Origin of the sequence: Mycobacterium cookii (genome assembly GCF_010727945.1) — a bacterium.
Lineage (GTDB): Bacteria > Actinomycetota > Actinomycetes > Mycobacteriales > Mycobacteriaceae > Mycobacterium > Mycobacterium cookii.
Map to the genome: position 1 here is coordinate 181,239 of NZ_AP022569.1, position 15,100 is coordinate 196,338.

14 protein-coding genes are annotated in these 15,100 nt (G+C 65.5%); 12 read left to right on the forward strand and 2 right to left on the reverse strand.

Features of this window, described 5'->3' with window-relative positions; all coding sequences use genetic code 11:
• Positions 1-31: 31 nt before the first annotated feature.
• From G6N27_RS00855 to G6N27_RS00895, 9 genes are all read left to right on the forward strand, one after another.
• Positions 32-952 (forward strand): fumarylacetoacetate hydrolase family protein, encoded by a 921-nt coding sequence (locus tag G6N27_RS00855; protein WP_163774459.1) that lies wholly within the window; start codon positions 32-34, stop codon positions 950-952.
• A complete protein-coding gene (gene mhpA / locus G6N27_RS00860) occupies positions 949-2,541 on the forward strand; it encodes a bifunctional 3-(3-hydroxy-phenyl)propionate/3-hydroxycinnamic acid hydroxylase MhpA (RefSeq protein ID WP_163774460.1) in 1,593 nt (530 codons plus the stop codon). The genes G6N27_RS00855 and mhpA overlap by 4 nt, the downstream gene beginning before the upstream one ends.
• Positions 2,542-2,568: 27 nt before the next feature.
• Positions 2,569-3,180, forward strand: a complete 612-nt coding sequence (locus tag G6N27_RS00865; protein WP_232064824.1) for a carboxymuconolactone decarboxylase family protein — start codon at positions 2,569-2,571, stop codon at positions 3,178-3,180.
• Positions 3,181-3,625: 445 nt separating this feature from the next.
• Entirely contained in the window at positions 3,626-5,851 is a 2,226-nt protein-coding gene (locus tag G6N27_RS00870; RefSeq protein ID WP_163774461.1) for a glycoside hydrolase family 3 C-terminal domain-containing protein, read from the forward strand.
• A gap of 353 nt (positions 5,852-6,204) precedes the next feature.
• Positions 6,205-7,026, forward strand: a complete 822-nt coding sequence (locus G6N27_RS00875) for an SDR family oxidoreductase (protein WP_163774462.1) — start codon at positions 6,205-6,207, stop codon at positions 7,024-7,026.
• On the forward strand, positions 7,023-7,784 hold the full coding sequence (locus G6N27_RS00880) for an SDR family oxidoreductase (RefSeq protein ID WP_163774463.1): 762 nt from the start codon (positions 7,023-7,025) through the stop codon (positions 7,782-7,784). Before G6N27_RS00875 ends, G6N27_RS00880 begins: the two co-directional genes overlap by 4 nt.
• Positions 7,781-8,959: an acyl-CoA dehydrogenase family protein gene (locus tag G6N27_RS00885; RefSeq protein ID WP_163774464.1), complete on the forward strand. Its 1,179-nt coding sequence runs from the start codon at positions 7,781-7,783 to the stop codon at positions 8,957-8,959. The genes G6N27_RS00880 and G6N27_RS00885 overlap by 4 nt, the downstream gene beginning before the upstream one ends.
• Positions 8,956-10,053: an acyl-CoA dehydrogenase family protein gene (locus tag G6N27_RS00890; RefSeq protein ID WP_163774465.1), complete on the forward strand. Its 1,098-nt coding sequence runs from the start codon at positions 8,956-8,958 to the stop codon at positions 10,051-10,053. Before G6N27_RS00885 ends, G6N27_RS00890 begins: the two co-directional genes overlap by 4 nt.
• Positions 10,054-10,067: 14 nt before the next feature.
• Entirely contained in the window at positions 10,068-11,048 is a 981-nt protein-coding gene (locus G6N27_RS00895; RefSeq protein ID WP_163774467.1) for an aldo/keto reductase, read from the forward strand.
• Here the strand turns inward: G6N27_RS00895 and G6N27_RS00900 are convergent.
• Both G6N27_RS00900 and G6N27_RS00905 read right to left on the reverse strand, forming a co-directional pair.
• A complete protein-coding gene (locus tag G6N27_RS00900) occupies positions 11,023-12,051 on the reverse strand; it encodes a TIGR03617 family F420-dependent LLM class oxidoreductase (protein WP_163774469.1) in 1,029 nt (342 codons plus the stop codon). The genes G6N27_RS00895 and G6N27_RS00900 overlap by 26 nt on opposite strands.
• A complete protein-coding gene (locus G6N27_RS00905) occupies positions 12,051-12,791 on the reverse strand; it encodes a dienelactone hydrolase family protein (RefSeq protein ID WP_163774471.1) in 741 nt (246 codons plus the stop codon). Before G6N27_RS00905 ends, G6N27_RS00900 begins: the two co-directional genes overlap by 1 nt.
• Positions 12,792-13,056: 265 nt before the next feature.
• Between G6N27_RS00905 and G6N27_RS00915 the strand changes: the two genes are divergently transcribed.
• The 3 genes from G6N27_RS00915 to G6N27_RS00925 all read left to right on the forward strand — a co-directional run bounded on the left by G6N27_RS00915 (position 13,057) and on the right by G6N27_RS00925 (position 15,086).
• Complete coding sequence (locus tag G6N27_RS00915) at positions 13,057-13,857, forward strand: thymidylate synthase (RefSeq protein WP_163774473.1); 801 nt, start codon at positions 13,057-13,059, stop codon at positions 13,855-13,857.
• Between the two features lie 4 nt (positions 13,858-13,861).
• Entirely contained in the window at positions 13,862-14,347 is a 486-nt protein-coding gene (locus G6N27_RS00920; protein WP_163774475.1) for a dihydrofolate reductase, read from the forward strand.
• A 79-nt stretch (positions 14,348-14,426) separates the two neighbouring features.
• Entirely contained in the window at positions 14,427-15,086 is a 660-nt protein-coding gene (locus G6N27_RS00925; RefSeq protein ID WP_372513030.1) for a cell division protein DivIVA, read from the forward strand.
• Positions 15,087-15,100: the final 14 nt, after the last annotated feature.

Here is a 15,100-nt window from a genome sequence, read left to right on the forward strand (position 1 = left end):
CACCACCACTCAAAAGAAAGAAGGACCTGTTATGACCGTCTCGATCCTGCGCACCGCCGACGCGTGGTGGGTGCATACGGACTCGGGTGCCGCCCGCATCAACACCGATGCGGCCACAACTCGAGAGCTACTGGCCGACCGTGCGACCATCGACGCCGCCGCGGAAAGCACCGATACCGTGCCGGTGGGCAGCCTTGACCTGCTGTCTCCGATCACGACACCGTGCCGCGTGGTGGCTCAGGCCACCAACTTCGCCTCGCACGTCAAAGACGTTGGCCGCGACCCGAGTAAGACGCCGCTGACCTTTTTCCGCAAGGCGTCCGGATCGGTCACCGGGCCGTTCGGTGACATCGTCAAGCCCGACCACGTCACGCTGCTGGACTACGAGGTGGAGATCGCCCTGGTCGTCGGACGCGAACTTCCGGTGGGCACCGAGGTCACCGAGGCTAACCTGGCCGACTTCGTGGTCGGCTTGGTGCTCACCAACGACGTCTCGGCGCGCGATGTGCAAATTACCAAGGCACAGTTCTTCGAATCGAAGTCGTATCCAACGTTCACTCCGGTTGGGCCGGCGCTGGTGCTCGTCGACGCCGAGGAGCTCAAGCGCTTCGGTGACTTGCGCCTGCGGTTGTCCGTGAACGATGAAGTGCGCCAAGACATGGTGGTCCAGGGCGACATCCTCTTCCCACCCGTGCAGGCACTGCAGGCGCTGGCGAAGTTCCAGAAGGTCGATGCCGGTGACCTTGTGTTGACCGGCACTCCGGTAGGTACCGCGCTTACCACGCACGGCATCGCACCCAAGGGCGACATGGACCTAGGGGCTTTTTTGTCCGCGCAAGCCGAAAACAATCCCAACTATCTGCACGACGGTGACGTAATTGAAGCCACCGTCGCAACCGACGACGGCGCCATCAACCTCGGCGTCCAGCGAAATGTGGTGGTGTACAAATGAGCACGCAGAAAAACGGCGCCCCGGCGTCGGTCCCGGAGTTCGTTCCGGTGGTCATCATCGGTGCCGGCCCGGCCGGCCTTACGGCGGCCACGCTGCTGGGCCAGTACGGCGTTGACTGCCTGGTGCTCGACCGCCATGAGACCGTCTATCCGCTGCCGCGGGCGGTGCACGCCGACGACGAAGTGCATCGCCTGCTGGCCCGGCTTGGCATCGGCGAGGAGTTCGCCGCCCACAGCCGGCCCGCGATGGGCCTTCGGCTGATCGACCCCGACATGCGGGTGCTCGCCGAGATCCCCCGCAGCCCGCAGCCCAGTGCAACCCACGGGTTCCCGCCGATGAACATGTTCGATCAGCCCGAGTTGGAAACGATGCTGCGCGCCAACCTCAAGCGGTACTCCAACGTCACGCTTCGGGGCAACGTCGAGGTCACTGCCGTCACCCAGACCCAATCCGACCGGGTCGGTGTGAAATTCCTGGATCGGGTGCGCGGCGGCGAGCAGAGCGTGCAGGCCCGCTACGTGCTGGGCTGCGACGGCGCCAACAGCCCCACCCGTGCGGCGATCGGCGCGTACATGTACGGGCTTCCGTTCACGCAGGACTGGTTGGTCATCGACGTCAACACCGATGCCGAGCTCAACCAGTGGGAGGGCTGCCATCAGCTGTGCAACCCCAAGCGTGCCGGGACCTACATGCGCATTTCAGATACCCGCTACCGCTGGGAATTCCAGCTGGTCGACGGTGAGACCGCGGCCAACTTCAAGACCATCGCCGACGTCGAGCCGCTGATCCGGCCCTGGTTGGGCGACACGCCCGCCGACGCGTTGCAGCTGGTACGTATAACCTCCTACACCTTCCGCGCGCAGGTCGCCAACTCCTGGCGTGATCGCAATGTGTTCCTGCTCGGTGACGCCGCGCACCTGACCCCGCCGTTCGTAGGCCAGGGCATGGCCGCCGGCGTGCGCGACGCGCTGAACTTGACCTGGAAACTGGTCGGCGTACTCGAAAACAGCCTGCCTGCAAGCGTACTCGAGAGCTACGAGCAGGAGCGCAAGCTGCATGTGGCCGCCATGATTTTGATGGCCGTGTCGGTAGGTGCCGCCATGACCGGCGGCGGGCGCGCCGGCGATCTGATCCGTCAGGTGGTGTTCCCCCGCATGCACAGCGTGCGGCTGCCTGGCACCCGGGCCAGTGCCGTCGAGGGTGTCACCCCCGGTCTGCGCAGCTCGGAGCTGGTGATCAAATCCCGCCGACCCGGTGGGCTGGCCGGAACGCTGTGTCCCAACCCGATTTTGGGTGACGGCCGGCGGTTCGACGAAGTGGTCGGAAACCGGTTCGCGCTGGTCACCTCGTCGTCGCTCACCGAAGAGCTGCGCAACGAGCTCAGCGACCGCGGAGCGGTCCTGGTGCTCGCTGCTCCCGGTACCGAACTCGACGCGTGGTTACGTAAAGGCCGCGCCGGCGCCGCCATCGTGCGGCCGGACCGCACGGTTATGCAAGCCGGCCCCAGGGTCGAAGCGCTTTGCCAAGCCGTGCCGGAGTTTCACGGGTACCAAGGCGCCGCTGATCCGATCGTCCACCAGTCCTCATGAGGACCTCTCTAGAACAGGAACAACGACATGTCTGATCACAGCGACGCCTTGGGCGGACGTCTGCCGCTGGCAGATCCCGCGGAACTAGATGCGGCGCAACAGGAACTCTTCGACAAGATGACGAGCGCCGTGGTCCCGTGGGCCGACGAAACCGGCTTCCGCAGCACCACCGACGACGGGCGATTGATCGGCCCGTTCAACGCTGCGCTGCTCAACCCGGCAATGACCTCGGCGTCTGCCGCGCTGTTGCTGGGCGAGCGGGACCACACGTCGTTGAGCCCGCGGGTCCGCGAGGTGGTCATCCTCGCCGTCGGTGCCGTTTGGCAGTCCGAGTACGAGCTGTACGCCCATTCTGCCGCCGCGCGGAAAGTCGGCATATCCGAGGACGCCATCCGGGTGCTTGTTACCGGCGGAATACCCGGCGACCTCAGTGCGGAGGAGACCACGGCCGCACAGCTAACGCGGGAGTTGTCAACCCGTCATCGTGTCGACGAGACGCTGTACCGAGAAGCCGAAAGGCATTTCGGCGTAAAGGGATTGACCGACATGGTGATCCTCATCGGCATCTATCACACGGTGTCCGCGACATTGAACCTGTTCGCCGTGCCCGTTCCGCAGGAGCAGCCTGCATCAGCGTGACTGCGCCAGCGCAGTTGCGTGTGCCGACACGTAAACCGTTGCGACGAGCCGCGGCTCCCTTTCACAGGGGTTTAAGTCTCGGCGCAGGTGTCAGCGCGATCCGACACCATTCGCCCATGGCTGACGTGTTTATGGGCACCAAGTTGCTTGCGGATGGCCTAGCGCCGGGACGCGAATTAGCGGTGCGACAAAGGTATTCCCGCGCAAGGCATCTGCCTGCTGGATGACCGACGCGGGAGATAGGCCCAATTGCCGTGACAGCGCCGGCACAGATTCGGTTGCGCCGGCCCTCGGCCGGCGTGGCCCGGGGTGCGCAACTCCATAGTCCATACTTAATCTCTGTCTTCTCGTCCACAATGACAAGTGGAAACTCTCGCATGGCTCGACTCAATGGTTGCGCCGAGCGCTGGGCGCCGACAGCACCGCCGAATACGAGAGAGACAATATGACCAATGATCCTTTGCCCGACGGCCTTACCCTCCGCCAGAAGGCAAGTCTAAGCAGCGGCGCCTCCTTCTGGCGCACGAAGACGGTCGCCGGATTGCCCGCTGCGATCCTGACCGACGGGCCGCACGGAGTCCGTGCCCAGGTAGGGGCCGAGGACCACATCGGCATTTCCCCGAGTGCCCCGGCTACCTGTTTCCCACCGGCTGCCGGGCTGGGTCAGAGTTGGGATCCGCAACTCGTTGAGCGGGTGGGCGCGGCCCTAGCCGACGAGGCCCGCGCGAACGGTGCCGGCGTGTTGCTAGGACCCGGCGTGAACATCAAGCGCGATCCCCGCGCCGGCCGCAACTTCGAGTACTACTCCGAGGACCCGCATCTCAGCGGTGTGCTCGGCGCTGCGTGGGTCCGCGGATTGCAAAGCCACGGCGTCGGCGCGTCGGTCAAGCACTTCGCGGCCAACAACGCGGAGCACGACCGGATGCGCTCGGATTCTCAGGTCGATGCTCGGGCCCTGCGCGAGATCTATCTCAAGAGTTTCGAACGAGTGGTCACCGAGTCTAGGCCGTGGACGGTGATGTGCTCCTACAACAAGGTAAACGGTGTCTACGCATCGGAGAACCGATGGCTGCTCACCGAGATCCTCCGCGGCCAATGGGGATTCGACGGCGCGGTGGTCAGTGACTGGGGTGCGGTCGGTGACCGGGTGTCGGCGATGGCCGCAGGCCTAGACCTCGCGATGCCCGGCGGCGACCTGACCCTGGATGAAACGGTCGTCGCCGCGGTTGAGGCGGGAAAACTGGACGAAGTCACGGTCGACGCCGCAGCCCGCAACGTCCTGACCATGTTGCAGCGCATCGCCGACGGTGCGGCAAGTGCTCGTCCCGTCGACCTCGACGCCCACCATGCTCTGGCTCGACAGATCGCAGGGCGCTGCATCGCGCTGCTGAAGAATCAAGACGGCCTCCTCCCGCTCGACCCCAGTCGTGCCTTGGCGGTCATCGGGCCTTTCGCCGTGCAGCCCCGCTATCAGGGCGGCGGCAGTTCTCATGTCAACGCTGCGCGGCTCGACATCCCGCTGGAGCAGATTCGAAAACAGGCTCTCGGCGACGTCTCCTACGCCCCTGGCTTCGGTGTGGACGGCGACGCCGATCGCCTCCGAGACGATGCTGCCGCGATCGCTGCGGACGCAGATGTCGCGGTCATGTTCCTAGGCCTCCCCGACCGCGAAGAATCCGAGGGATTCGACCGAGGCCACATCGATCTGCCTGAACAGCAACTGAACGTGTTGCGGGCAGTGGTGGCGGTTCAGCCCCGCACCGTCGTGGTGCTCTCTCACGGGGGCGCAGTCAGACTTGCCGAAGTGGACCGACTGGCGCAATCCATCCTCGACGGCGGTCTGCTTGGACAAGCCGGCGGTGGAGCGATCGCCGACGTGTTGTTCGGGGCCGTGAACCCTTCTGGCCGCCTTGCCGAGACGGTGCCGGTTCGCCTTGAAGACGTTCCCTCGTTTCTGAACTTTCCCGGGGAGAATTCGCAAGTCCTTTACGGCGAGAGCATCTACGTCGGCTACCGCTGGTACGACGCACGCAAGATCGACGTGACCTATTGCTTCGGTCACGGCCTGTCTTACACCACGTTTTCTTACGGCACGGTTCGCGCCGAATCCGACCGCGACGACCTCGTCGTCACGCTTCCTGTCACTAATACCGGTGATCGTGATGGTCGTGAAATCATCCAGGTGTATGTGTCCAAGCCGGACTCGCGCGTGCGGCGAGCGCCCAAGGAGCTGAAGGCATTTCAAGCTATCGACCTTGCCGCCGGAGCAACCGCGGAGGTAACGCTTCGCATCACCCGCAACGACTTGGCCTACTGGGAGGAGCGTGTCGACGGCTGGATCGTCGAGGGCGGCGCGTACACGATCCACGTCGGCAGTTCCAGCAAGGATATCCGCGGCGCCACAGTCGTCGACATCAACGGTGACACGCTGACCCTCCCGCTGACCGAGGATTCCACAATCGCGGAAGTTATGGCGCATTCGACCGCCGGACCGCTATTCGCCTCCCTCGCGGCGCAGAACATTGCCCCGGTGGCCGACGCGTTGGACAACGAATTCGGCGTGGACATCGCCCGGGTAGCGGCGTCGATCCCATTGGGCCACATTGCTGCATTCGGTGGCGGGTTCAGCCGCGAGACGCTGGACCGATTCCTGGAGCAAGTCTGCGAGTAATCACGGGCCGGATGTCTTGCTTACGCGAGCACTGAAGAGACCGACGCCGAGGTAGGGAATGTCAGGGCCCAATCTCGCACAACCGTACGGTCCTGAGATTCGTCACCAAGGTGATAAAACGCCTCCGACATTGGCTGAGAATCTGAAAGCTGCAGCTAGAGGCATCACGATCCGCCATCTGGTTTTGAGAACCTGCAGCTGCCTCGATGGCGTTCACGGACTGTCGTTCGCCGGGCTCGATGGGCACCTACCGGCCCCTTCCGAGGCCCACTAGCGTGGGGGCTGTCCAACAGCCCGCTTTCGGATCGGTGATCTGCGGGCGATCTTTGTTCCGCGGCGAGGAGGAATCGGTTGTGAAGGTTGCCGACAAGGTCGCCATCGTCACCGGCGGCGGCAATGGCATCGGTGGCGCGATTGCGGCCAAGCTCGCGGCGCAGGATGCCAGAGTCGTGGTCGCCGATCTGGACTCCGATGCCGCACACGCAGTGGCCGACGGAATCAACGCCGAGCGGTCCGGCGCGGCGGTCGGTGTGGGTGCTGATGTCTCCGACACCGCGCAGATCAAGCAGTTGATTCAGCGTGCGGAAAGCGAATTCGGTCGAGTCGACTTGTATTTCGCCAATGCGGGCATCACGGGCGTGTCGGGCCTGGACGTCACCGAGGACGAGTGGGACCGCTCCATCGACGTCAACCTGCGGGCCCACATTCGCGCCGCGCAACTGCTGGTGCCCGGTTGGGTCGAGCGCGGGGAGGGCTACTTCGTCAGCACCGCTTCGGCGGCCGGACTGCTCACCCAACTCGGGTCGGCGACCTACTCGGTCACGAAGCACGCCGCCGTCGGCTTCGCCGAGTGGCTGAACATCACCTACGGCGACCAAGGTGTGCGGGTCAGTTGTCTGTGTCCGATGGGCGTCAACACCAATCTGCTGAATTCGCCAGGGGATTCCGACGACATGCTGGCCCGCCTGGCGAACCGGGCGGTCACCACCGCGGGTGATGTGCTGGAGCCCGCGGACGTCGCCGATGTGGTGCTGGACGCCATCGCCGACGAGCGGTTCCTGATTCTTCCGCATCCCGCCGTGCTGGAGATGTATCGGCAGAAGGCCGGTGACTATGACCGGTGGCTCAAGGGAATGCGGCGGTATCAGCACTCACTACAGGAGGGTCTGCAATGACGTCATCGGATCTGAAAGGTCGCACCGCGATCATCACCGGCGGGTCGCGGGGGATCGGTCTGGCCGTTGGTGAGCGCTTGGCCGCCGCCGGCGCCAACGTGGTCGTCACCTCACGCAAACAGGACAGTGCGGACGCCGCGGCCAAGCAGATCGGCAGCGGCGCAATCGGAGTGGCCGCGCACGCCGTCGACGAGGACGCGGCCAAACACTGCGTCGACCTGACACTCGAACGCTTCGGCGGCATCGACATCCTGGTGAACAATGCCGGCACCAACCCGGCGTACGGCCCGCTGATCGACCAGGATCACGCCCGCTTCGCCAAGACCTTCGACGTCAATCTCTGGGCGCCGCTGCTGTGGACCTCGCTGGCGGCGAAGGCATGGATGCGTGAGCACGGCGGGGCGGTGGTGAACACGGCATCGATTGGCGGCATGCACCAGGCGCCGAATATGGGCATGTACAACGCGACCAAGGCCGCGCTGATCCACGTCACCAAGCAATTGGCACTGGAACTTTCGCCACGGGTGCGAGTGAACGCCGTCGCTCCGGGCGTGGTGCGGACCAAACTTGCCGAAGCGCTGTGGAAAGACCACGAAGATCTGGTGGCCGGGGGGACTGCACTGGGCCGCATCGGCGAGCCCGACGACGTGGCGGCCGCGGTCGCGTTCCTGGTATCGGACGAGTCGAGCTGGATCACCGGTGAGACGTTGGTGCTCGACGGCGGCCGGCTGCTCGGCGATCCGGCAGGTTTCCGGTGAGCGCCGACGACCTGCACGCACGGGTGCAGACGCTGCTCGAGGAGCACGACCCGGCTGGCGACCCACGGGAATTTCTGGGTGCGCGGTTCGACGCCGGACTGGCCTGGGTGTACTTCCCTATCGGCTCAGGCGGGCTTGAACTTTCGCGCAATTTCCAGGCGCAGGTCGAGGAGGAGCTGGCCGCCGCGGGTGCACCGCCGGGAGGCGGACCGCACAACGGCATCGGGATGGGCATGGCGGCACCGACGATTGCCGCCTTCGGCACCGAGGACCAGCGGCGAGAGTTTCTGCGACCGTTGTTCACCGGAGAGCACTTCTACTGTCAGTTGTTCAGCGAGCCGGGCGCGGGATCGGACTTGGCTGGCGTTTCCACCCGCGCGGTGCGCGACGGCGACGACTGGATCGTTAACGGGCAGAAGGTCTGGACGTCCAGTGCGCAGAAAGCCCAGCGGGCGATACTGGTGGCGAGAACCGACCCAACGGTTCCCAAACATCAAGGCTTGACCTACTTCGTGTTGGACATGACTGATCCCGGTGTCGACGTCCGGCCGCTGCGGCAGATCACCGGCGAAGCCGAGTTCAACGAGGTCTTTCTCACCGATGTCCGGGTGCCCGACGCCAACCGCCTCGGCGCGGAGGGCGGCGGCTGGAAGGTCGCGACGACCACCCTGAACAACGAACGGGTTGCTATCGGCTCGATGGCCGGCGGCACCCGTGAAGGCGGGATCATCGGCAAGGTCACCGACGTCTGGCGGGCGCAACCCGAGCTGCGCAACCCGGCGATGCACGACGAGCTGATGCGGCTGTGGGTGGACGCCGAGGCGATTCGGCTGACCGCCCTGCGGCTGCGCCAACGGATGGCCGTTGGCCAGCCCGGGCCCGAGGGCGCCGGAATGAAGGTGGCGTTTGCCCGACTGGCGCAAGCGGTTTCGGGGTTCGAGATCGAGTTGCACCCCGAAGACGGACTGCAATACGACGATTGGACGATGCGTCAACCCGAAGGAGTTGACTTCGTCGGCCGCGAACCGGGATACCGATACCTGCGAGCCAAGGGCAACTCGATCGAGGGCGGCACGTCGGAGATCTTGCGCAACACGATCGCCGAGCGAATCCTCGGCCTGCCTCCGGAACACCGGGTGGACAAGGACATTGCCTTTAAGGATCTGGACCGATGAGCGATCTGCTGTATTCCGACACCGAGGACGCGTTGCGGGACAGCGTGCGCCGGCTGTTCGCCGACCGGTGCCCGCCGGAATCGGTATCACGCGTCTATGATGATGCGTCGCAAGACTTTTCCGGTGTGTGGCATACGCTGGCGGCCGAGCTGGGGATGGCCGGCCTGTTGGTCCCCGAAGATCTCGGCGGTGCGGGAGCAAGCGCCCGTGAGGCCGCCGTCGTCATGGAGGAGATCGGCCGGGCCGTCGCGCCGGTGCCGTTCCTGTCCAGCGCGGTGCTGGCCACCGTCGCGCTGTTGCAGGCCGGGGACACCGACACGATCAAGGGCCTGGCGGCTGGGTCGGTGACCGCTGCGCTCGCGGTTCCGCTGTCCACCGCGCCCGGTGACGCGATTGCCGGCGTCAGCGCCGCCGGCGGCGCTTTGACCGGACGGATCACCAGCGTGGCCGGCGCGGCCGAGGCCGACGTGCTGGTGGTGCCGGTCGCCGGTGCCGGTGGGCTGGAGTTGCACACCGTCGTGCGCGACGCGGCTGGCGTCACCGTGTCGCCGATACTCGCCCTGGACATGACGAGACCCCTTGCGAATATCGACCTGTCCGGCGCCCCGTCCTCGCGGGTCGGCAACGCCCCGGCCGACGCCGCCATCGCGGCGGCGCTGGAGACGGGTGCCGCCCTGCTATCGTCCGAGCAATTGGGCGCCGCGCAGTGGTGTTTCGAGACGACGCTGGCTTATGCCAAGCAGCGCAAGCAATTCGGCCGCGCGATCGGGTCCTACCAGGCCATCAAGCATCGGCTCGCGGACATCTGGGTCGAGCTCAACTCGGTTGCGGCGGCGGCCCGCTACGCCGCCGACACCTGTGCCCGGCGCGACGCAGACGCCTCGATCGCGGCGGCCGTCGCGCAGGCCTACTGCAGCGGCGCCGCGGTACATGCCGCCGAGGAATGCATTCAGTTGCACGGCGGTATCGGGATGACGTGGGAATACCCGGCGCATCTCTACCTGAAGCGGGCCAAGAGCGATCAATTGGCCTTCGGCACCGCCTACCGTCATCGGACCCGGTTGGCCGAACTGGTCAACCTACCGCCGTCTTAAAAATGGAGTCGGACATGGACAAGCGGACTCTCGGCCAGAACCTCGAGGTTTCGGCGATCGGTTTGGGCTGCATGGGAATGAGCCGCGGCTTCGGCCCGTCCGGGCCCACCGCAGAGATGATCGCGGTAATCCGTGCCGCCGTCGAGCGCGGTGTCACGTTCTTCGACACCGCAGAAGCGTACGGAGACAACGAGATACTGGTCGGCGAAGCCTTAGCGCCGTTCGCCGGTCAAGTTGTGATCGCGACCAAATTCGGCTTCAAGTTCGGCGCCGACGGCAACATCGTCGGACTCGACAGCCGACCCGAACACATCTCCGAGGTGACCGACAATTCGCTGCGCCGGTTGGGCGTCGAGAGCATCGACCTGCTCTACCAGCACCGCGTCGACCCCGATGTCCCGATTGAAGACGTCGCCGGGACGGTCAAAGAACTGATCCAGAACGGCAAAGTGAAGCATTTCGGCATGTCCGAAGCGTCGGCGCAGACGATTCGGCGCGCCCACGCCGTGCAACCCGTGACCGCGGTGCAGAGCGAGTATTCGCTGTGGTGGCGCGAACCGGAAACGGAAATATTGCCGACGCTGGCTGAGCTCGGCATCGGCTTCGTGCCCTACAGCCCGCTCGGCAAGGGTTTTCTCACCGGAAGTATCAGCGAGAGCACCCAATTCGACAGCTCGGACATCCGCAGCAGCATTCCGCGGTTCGCCGCTGACGTTCGTGACGCGAACCGTGCCGTGGTCGACCTGCTTCAGACGATCGCCGACCGGAAGGGCGCGACGCCGGGGCAGATCGCGCTGGCATGGTTGCTCGCCCAGCGACCCTGGATCGCGCCGATCCCTGGCACCCGGCGATTGGAGCGGCTGGAGGAAAACCTGGCGGCGGCCGACGTCGAGCTGACTGCCGATGACCTCAGCGAAATCGATGCTGCCTCAGCGGCTATCGAGGTGCAGGGGGCGCGTTATCCCAGCTTCATGCAGAAGCTGATCGGGCGCTGACCAGTCGGGCTACTTCGCCGTACCGCTCGAAACGCTCCGGGTCACCGACGGCGTTGTAGAGCACCAGCCGCGTCGCGGTCGCGCCGTACTTGTCGATCAGCTTGCCGGCCAACGCATCCCATGTCGACTCGGTGGCGAAAGCGGCGACATGCTCGTCGCTGACCTGCGCGGCCATCCCGGCGAAGTCACCGGCCTTCTGCTTCTCGCGAATCCGCGCGGTCGTGCCCTCGAAGCCGGCCTCGTCCCAGATGAACGCGTAATTGGGTGTGCTGCCGTAGAACGCCATGCTGGCGCGCACGGCGTCACGTTGCTTGTCGCGTTCTTCGTCGGTGTCGCCGACGATCGTCATGACCGGCACGATGATCGCGACGTCGGAGGCTGGCCGGCCCGCAATCGCCGCTCCTTCAGCGACTTTCGGCAGCACGTGACGGCCGATGTAGCCGGGCTCGCCGATCGGATGGACGTGCACGCCGTCGGCGACTTCGCCGGCCATCCGCAACATCCACGGATTCACCGCGGCGATTTCGACTTTGGGATCGGGAGCGTCGATCGGTCCTGCGCTCCACTGCGGAGTGATGAAGTCGAGGTCGTAGAACTCACCGTGATGGTCGAGCTTCCCGGAGCGGAACGCCGAGAAGCAGGCCTTGACCGCGAGCAGGTAGTCACGCAACCGTGGCCCGGGCCGCTCGAAGGCCGCGCCGTACCGCCGCACGACGTGTGTGCGCACCTGCGTGCCCAGGCCCAGCCGAAAGTTGCCGCCGGTCGCTTCCTGGAGTTCCCACGCCGCGGCCGCCGTGACGAATGGGCTGCGTGGAAACGCGACCGCGACGCCAGTGGACAACTCGAGGCCCGGGGCGGCCTGCGACGCCACCGCGGCGTTGAGGTAGGCCGTGCGGCCCGTCTCGGTGAACAGCAGGCCGGAGAATCCCGCAGACTGCGTTCGCCGGGCCAGGTCGCCGACCTGTCCGAGCGGCTGCGGAACCGTCATCGCATCGACGTGCATCAGGCGGTGAGGTTCGCTGCGAAGACCTCCCGCATCGCGGCCCAGTGCCGCTCTTCGGCGTCGGGGTCATACGACCCGTTGTCCGGTACGGCGTACCCGTGGCCGGCCGCATACTTCTCGATCTTGTGCTTGACGTTGGCCGCGGTCAGGGCCTTTTCGAGCTGTTCGGCGTGGTCGTCGGTAAACGACGCATCGTTCTCCGCGCCGCCGACATAGACCGTGGCCTGGATCTGGTCGGCCTTCAGATGCGGGCTGTCGCTGCTGTCAGTGACCAGCCCGCCGCCGTGGAAGGACGCCGCGGCCGCAACCCGGTCCGGCACTCGACCGGCAACGATCAACGACGCGCGCCCGCCCATGCAGTAACCGGTGATGCCGAACTTGGTGCCGCTGACCTCAGGCCGGGCCGCGAGGTAGTCGAAGTACGCGTTCGCATCGGACGCCCATTTTTCGGCGGTGATGCTGCCGATGAACGAGTACAGGCGCTTGCGCTCGCTGTCGTCGCTGAATGCGGTCTTCATGTCGAACGGCGCCCAGTCGCCCTGGCGGTAATAGACGTCGGGCAGCAGCACGGCGTAACCGAAGTCGGCCAGCTTGGCGGCCATATCGAAGAAGGTCTGCCGGACTCCGCCGGCGTCGGGAATCATGACCACGCCCGGCCACGGCCCCTGTCCCTCGGGAGTGAACAAGCGGACTGGGCAGGAGCCATCGGCAGTGGTGACGGTGTCGGTGATGTTCGGCATGTGATCCGTTCTACTCCCCGGGTATAGACGGAATTTTTTGGCGTCGACCCGCGGCGCCCTGCTTCGCAGCGCTTGCGATCGCCGCTAGATCCGATGGCGTCGACCCGCCGCGCCCTGCTTCGCAGCGCTTGCGATCGCCGCTAGATCCGATGGCGGCGACCCGCCGCGCCCTGCTTCGCAGCGCTTGCGATCGCCGCTAGATCCGATGGCGGCGACCCGCCGCGCCCTGCTTCGCAGCGCTTGCGATCGCCGCTAGTCTGAACGCGTGCCGATCCCCACGCCCTACGAGGACTTACTGCGGCTGGTGCTGGAGCAGGGAACAGCCAAATCCGATCGCACCGGCACCGGAACCCGCAGCCTGTTCGGCCACCAGATGCGATTCGACCTGTCCGCGGGTTTCCCGCTGATCACCACCAAGAAAGTCCACCTCAAATCGGTGGTCTACGAGCTGCTGTGGTTTTTGCGCGGCGACTCCAACGTCAGCTGGCTGCATGAGCACGGCGTCACGATCTGGGACGAATGGGCAAGCGAAACAGGCGATCTCGGCCCGGTTTACGGTGTGCAGTGGAGGTCGTGGCCCACACCGTCCGGCGAGCACGTCGACCAGATCAGCTCGGCGCTGAACCTGCTGCGGACCGACCCGGACTCGCGGCGCATCATCGTGTCGGCCTGGAACGTCGGCGAGATCCCGCAGATGGCGTTGGCGCCGTGCCACGCGCTGTTCCAGTTCTACGTCGCCGACGGCAAGCTGAGCTGTCAGCTCTACCAGCGCAGCGCTGACCTGTTTCTCGGTGTGCCGTTCAACATCGCCAGCTACGCCTTGCTCACCCACATGATGGCGGACCAGGCGGGCCTGGGCGTCGGCGATTTCGTCTGGACCGGCGGCGACTGCCACATCTACGACAACCACGTCGAGCAGGTCCGAACCCAGCTCGATCGTGACCCACGGCCGTACCCCGAACTAGTTCTGGCGCAACGTGATTCGATCTTCGAGTACACCTACGACGATGTCGTGGTGAAGAACTACGATCCGCACCCGGCGATCAAAGCCCCCGTCGCAGTATGAGCGTATGACTGGACTGGGCCTGATCTGGGCGCAGTCGACGTCCGGTGTGATCGGCCGCGACGGCGGCATTCCATGGCAACTGCCCGAGGACCTGGCGCACTTCAAAGAGGTCACCACCGGTCACACCGTGGTGATGGGTCGTCGCACCTGGGATTCGCTGCCGGCGAAGTTCCGGCCGCTGCCGGGCCGCAGAAATGTCGTAGTGACCCGCCAATCGGACTTCACCGCGCAGGGCGCGACCGTGGTGGGAAATCTTGACGACGCGCTGACCGAGCCGGAAACCTGGGTGATCGGCGGCGAACAGATCTACACCCTGGCTCTGCCACGGGCCGAGCGGTGCGAGGTCACCGAGATCGACATCGACATACCTCGCGACGACGGTGACGCGATCGCCCCGGTGCTCGACGAAGCCTGGGTCGGCACGCCCGGGGAGTGGCAGACCAGCGACGCTGGGCTGCGGTACCGGTTCCACCGCTACCACCGCAGTTGACCTGCACCTTTGGTACGGCCTGACACAATTGGTCTGATCACGACCGACCTGCCACGCTTGACCGAAGGAGGAATGACCAGTGGAACCCGAATCCGCAAAGACGTTCACTCGTACATTCATGGGCTATCAGCCGGCGGCGGTCGATGCCCACGTCGAGATGCTGGCCACCAAACAGCAATTGTTGCTCGATGACGTCGAGAACCTGCGGGCGCGACTCAAGGACGTCGGCGACGAAGCAGCTGCGCTCCGCAAAGAGGTGGGCCTCCTCACGGACACCTCACCGTCGCCCCACGCGGTGCAAAAGCGGATGGCGCACATGCTGCGACGGACGGTCGACGAGGTGTCCGAGATGCAGGCCGAGGCGCGCGCCGAAGCCGACGCAATGGTCGCGGCGGCCGAAGCCGAGGCCGAGAGGGCGCGGCAAAAGCAGCAAGAGGTCTTGGCCGAGTTGGCTGGGCGGCGCGAAACGCTGGAAGCCGAGTACGAGAAGACCAAGGAAGACCTTCAGACCGAACTGGCCGCCCTGCGCGCCGACGCGCAAGAAGCGCGCGAACAACTCCTCGCCGACGCGAAGCACGAGGCTGATCACTACCGTGAGCAGGCCCAACGAGCTGCGGACGAGGCGAGCAAGCAGCGGATCGTCGTTCTCGAACAGCTGGTGGGCGTCTACCGCGACCTGGAAGGGGTTCCGGCCACTCTCGAGTCGGCGTATCAAGAACTCAAGAATCCGTCGGAATAGGGCCGTATTCTCAG

Bases quoted from the DNA above. Each gene is read 5' to 3' on its own strand.
- mhpA (WP_163774460.1), top strand. From the start codon at position 949: ATGAGCACGCAGAAAAACGGCGCCCCGGCGTCGGTCCCGGAGTTCGTT.
- G6N27_RS00920 (WP_163774475.1), top strand. From the start codon at position 13,862: ATGACTGGACTGGGCCTGATCTGGGCGCAGTCGACGTCCGGTGTGATC.
- G6N27_RS00865 (WP_232064824.1), top strand. From the start codon at position 2,569: ATGTCTGATCACAGCGACGCCTTGGGCGGACGTCTGCCGCTGGCAGAT.
- G6N27_RS00855 (WP_163774459.1), top strand. From the start codon at position 32: ATGACCGTCTCGATCCTGCGCACCGCCGACGCGTGGTGGGTGCATACG.
- G6N27_RS00895 (WP_163774467.1), top strand. From the start codon at position 10,068: ATGGACAAGCGGACTCTCGGCCAGAACCTCGAGGTTTCGGCGATCGGT.
- G6N27_RS00880 (WP_163774463.1), top strand. From the start codon at position 7,023: ATGACGTCATCGGATCTGAAAGGTCGCACCGCGATCATCACCGGCGGG.
- G6N27_RS00870 (WP_163774461.1), top strand. From the start codon at position 3,626: ATGACCAATGATCCTTTGCCCGACGGCCTTACCCTCCGCCAGAAGGCA.
- G6N27_RS00890 (WP_163774465.1), top strand. From the start codon at position 8,956: ATGAGCGATCTGCTGTATTCCGACACCGAGGACGCGTTGCGGGACAGC.
- G6N27_RS00905 (WP_163774471.1), bottom strand. From the start codon at position 12,791: ATGCCGAACATCACCGACACCGTCACCACTGCCGATGGCTCCTGCCCA.
- G6N27_RS00900 (WP_163774469.1), bottom strand. From the start codon at position 12,051: ATGCACGTCGATGCGATGACGGTTCCGCAGCCGCTCGGACAGGTCGGC.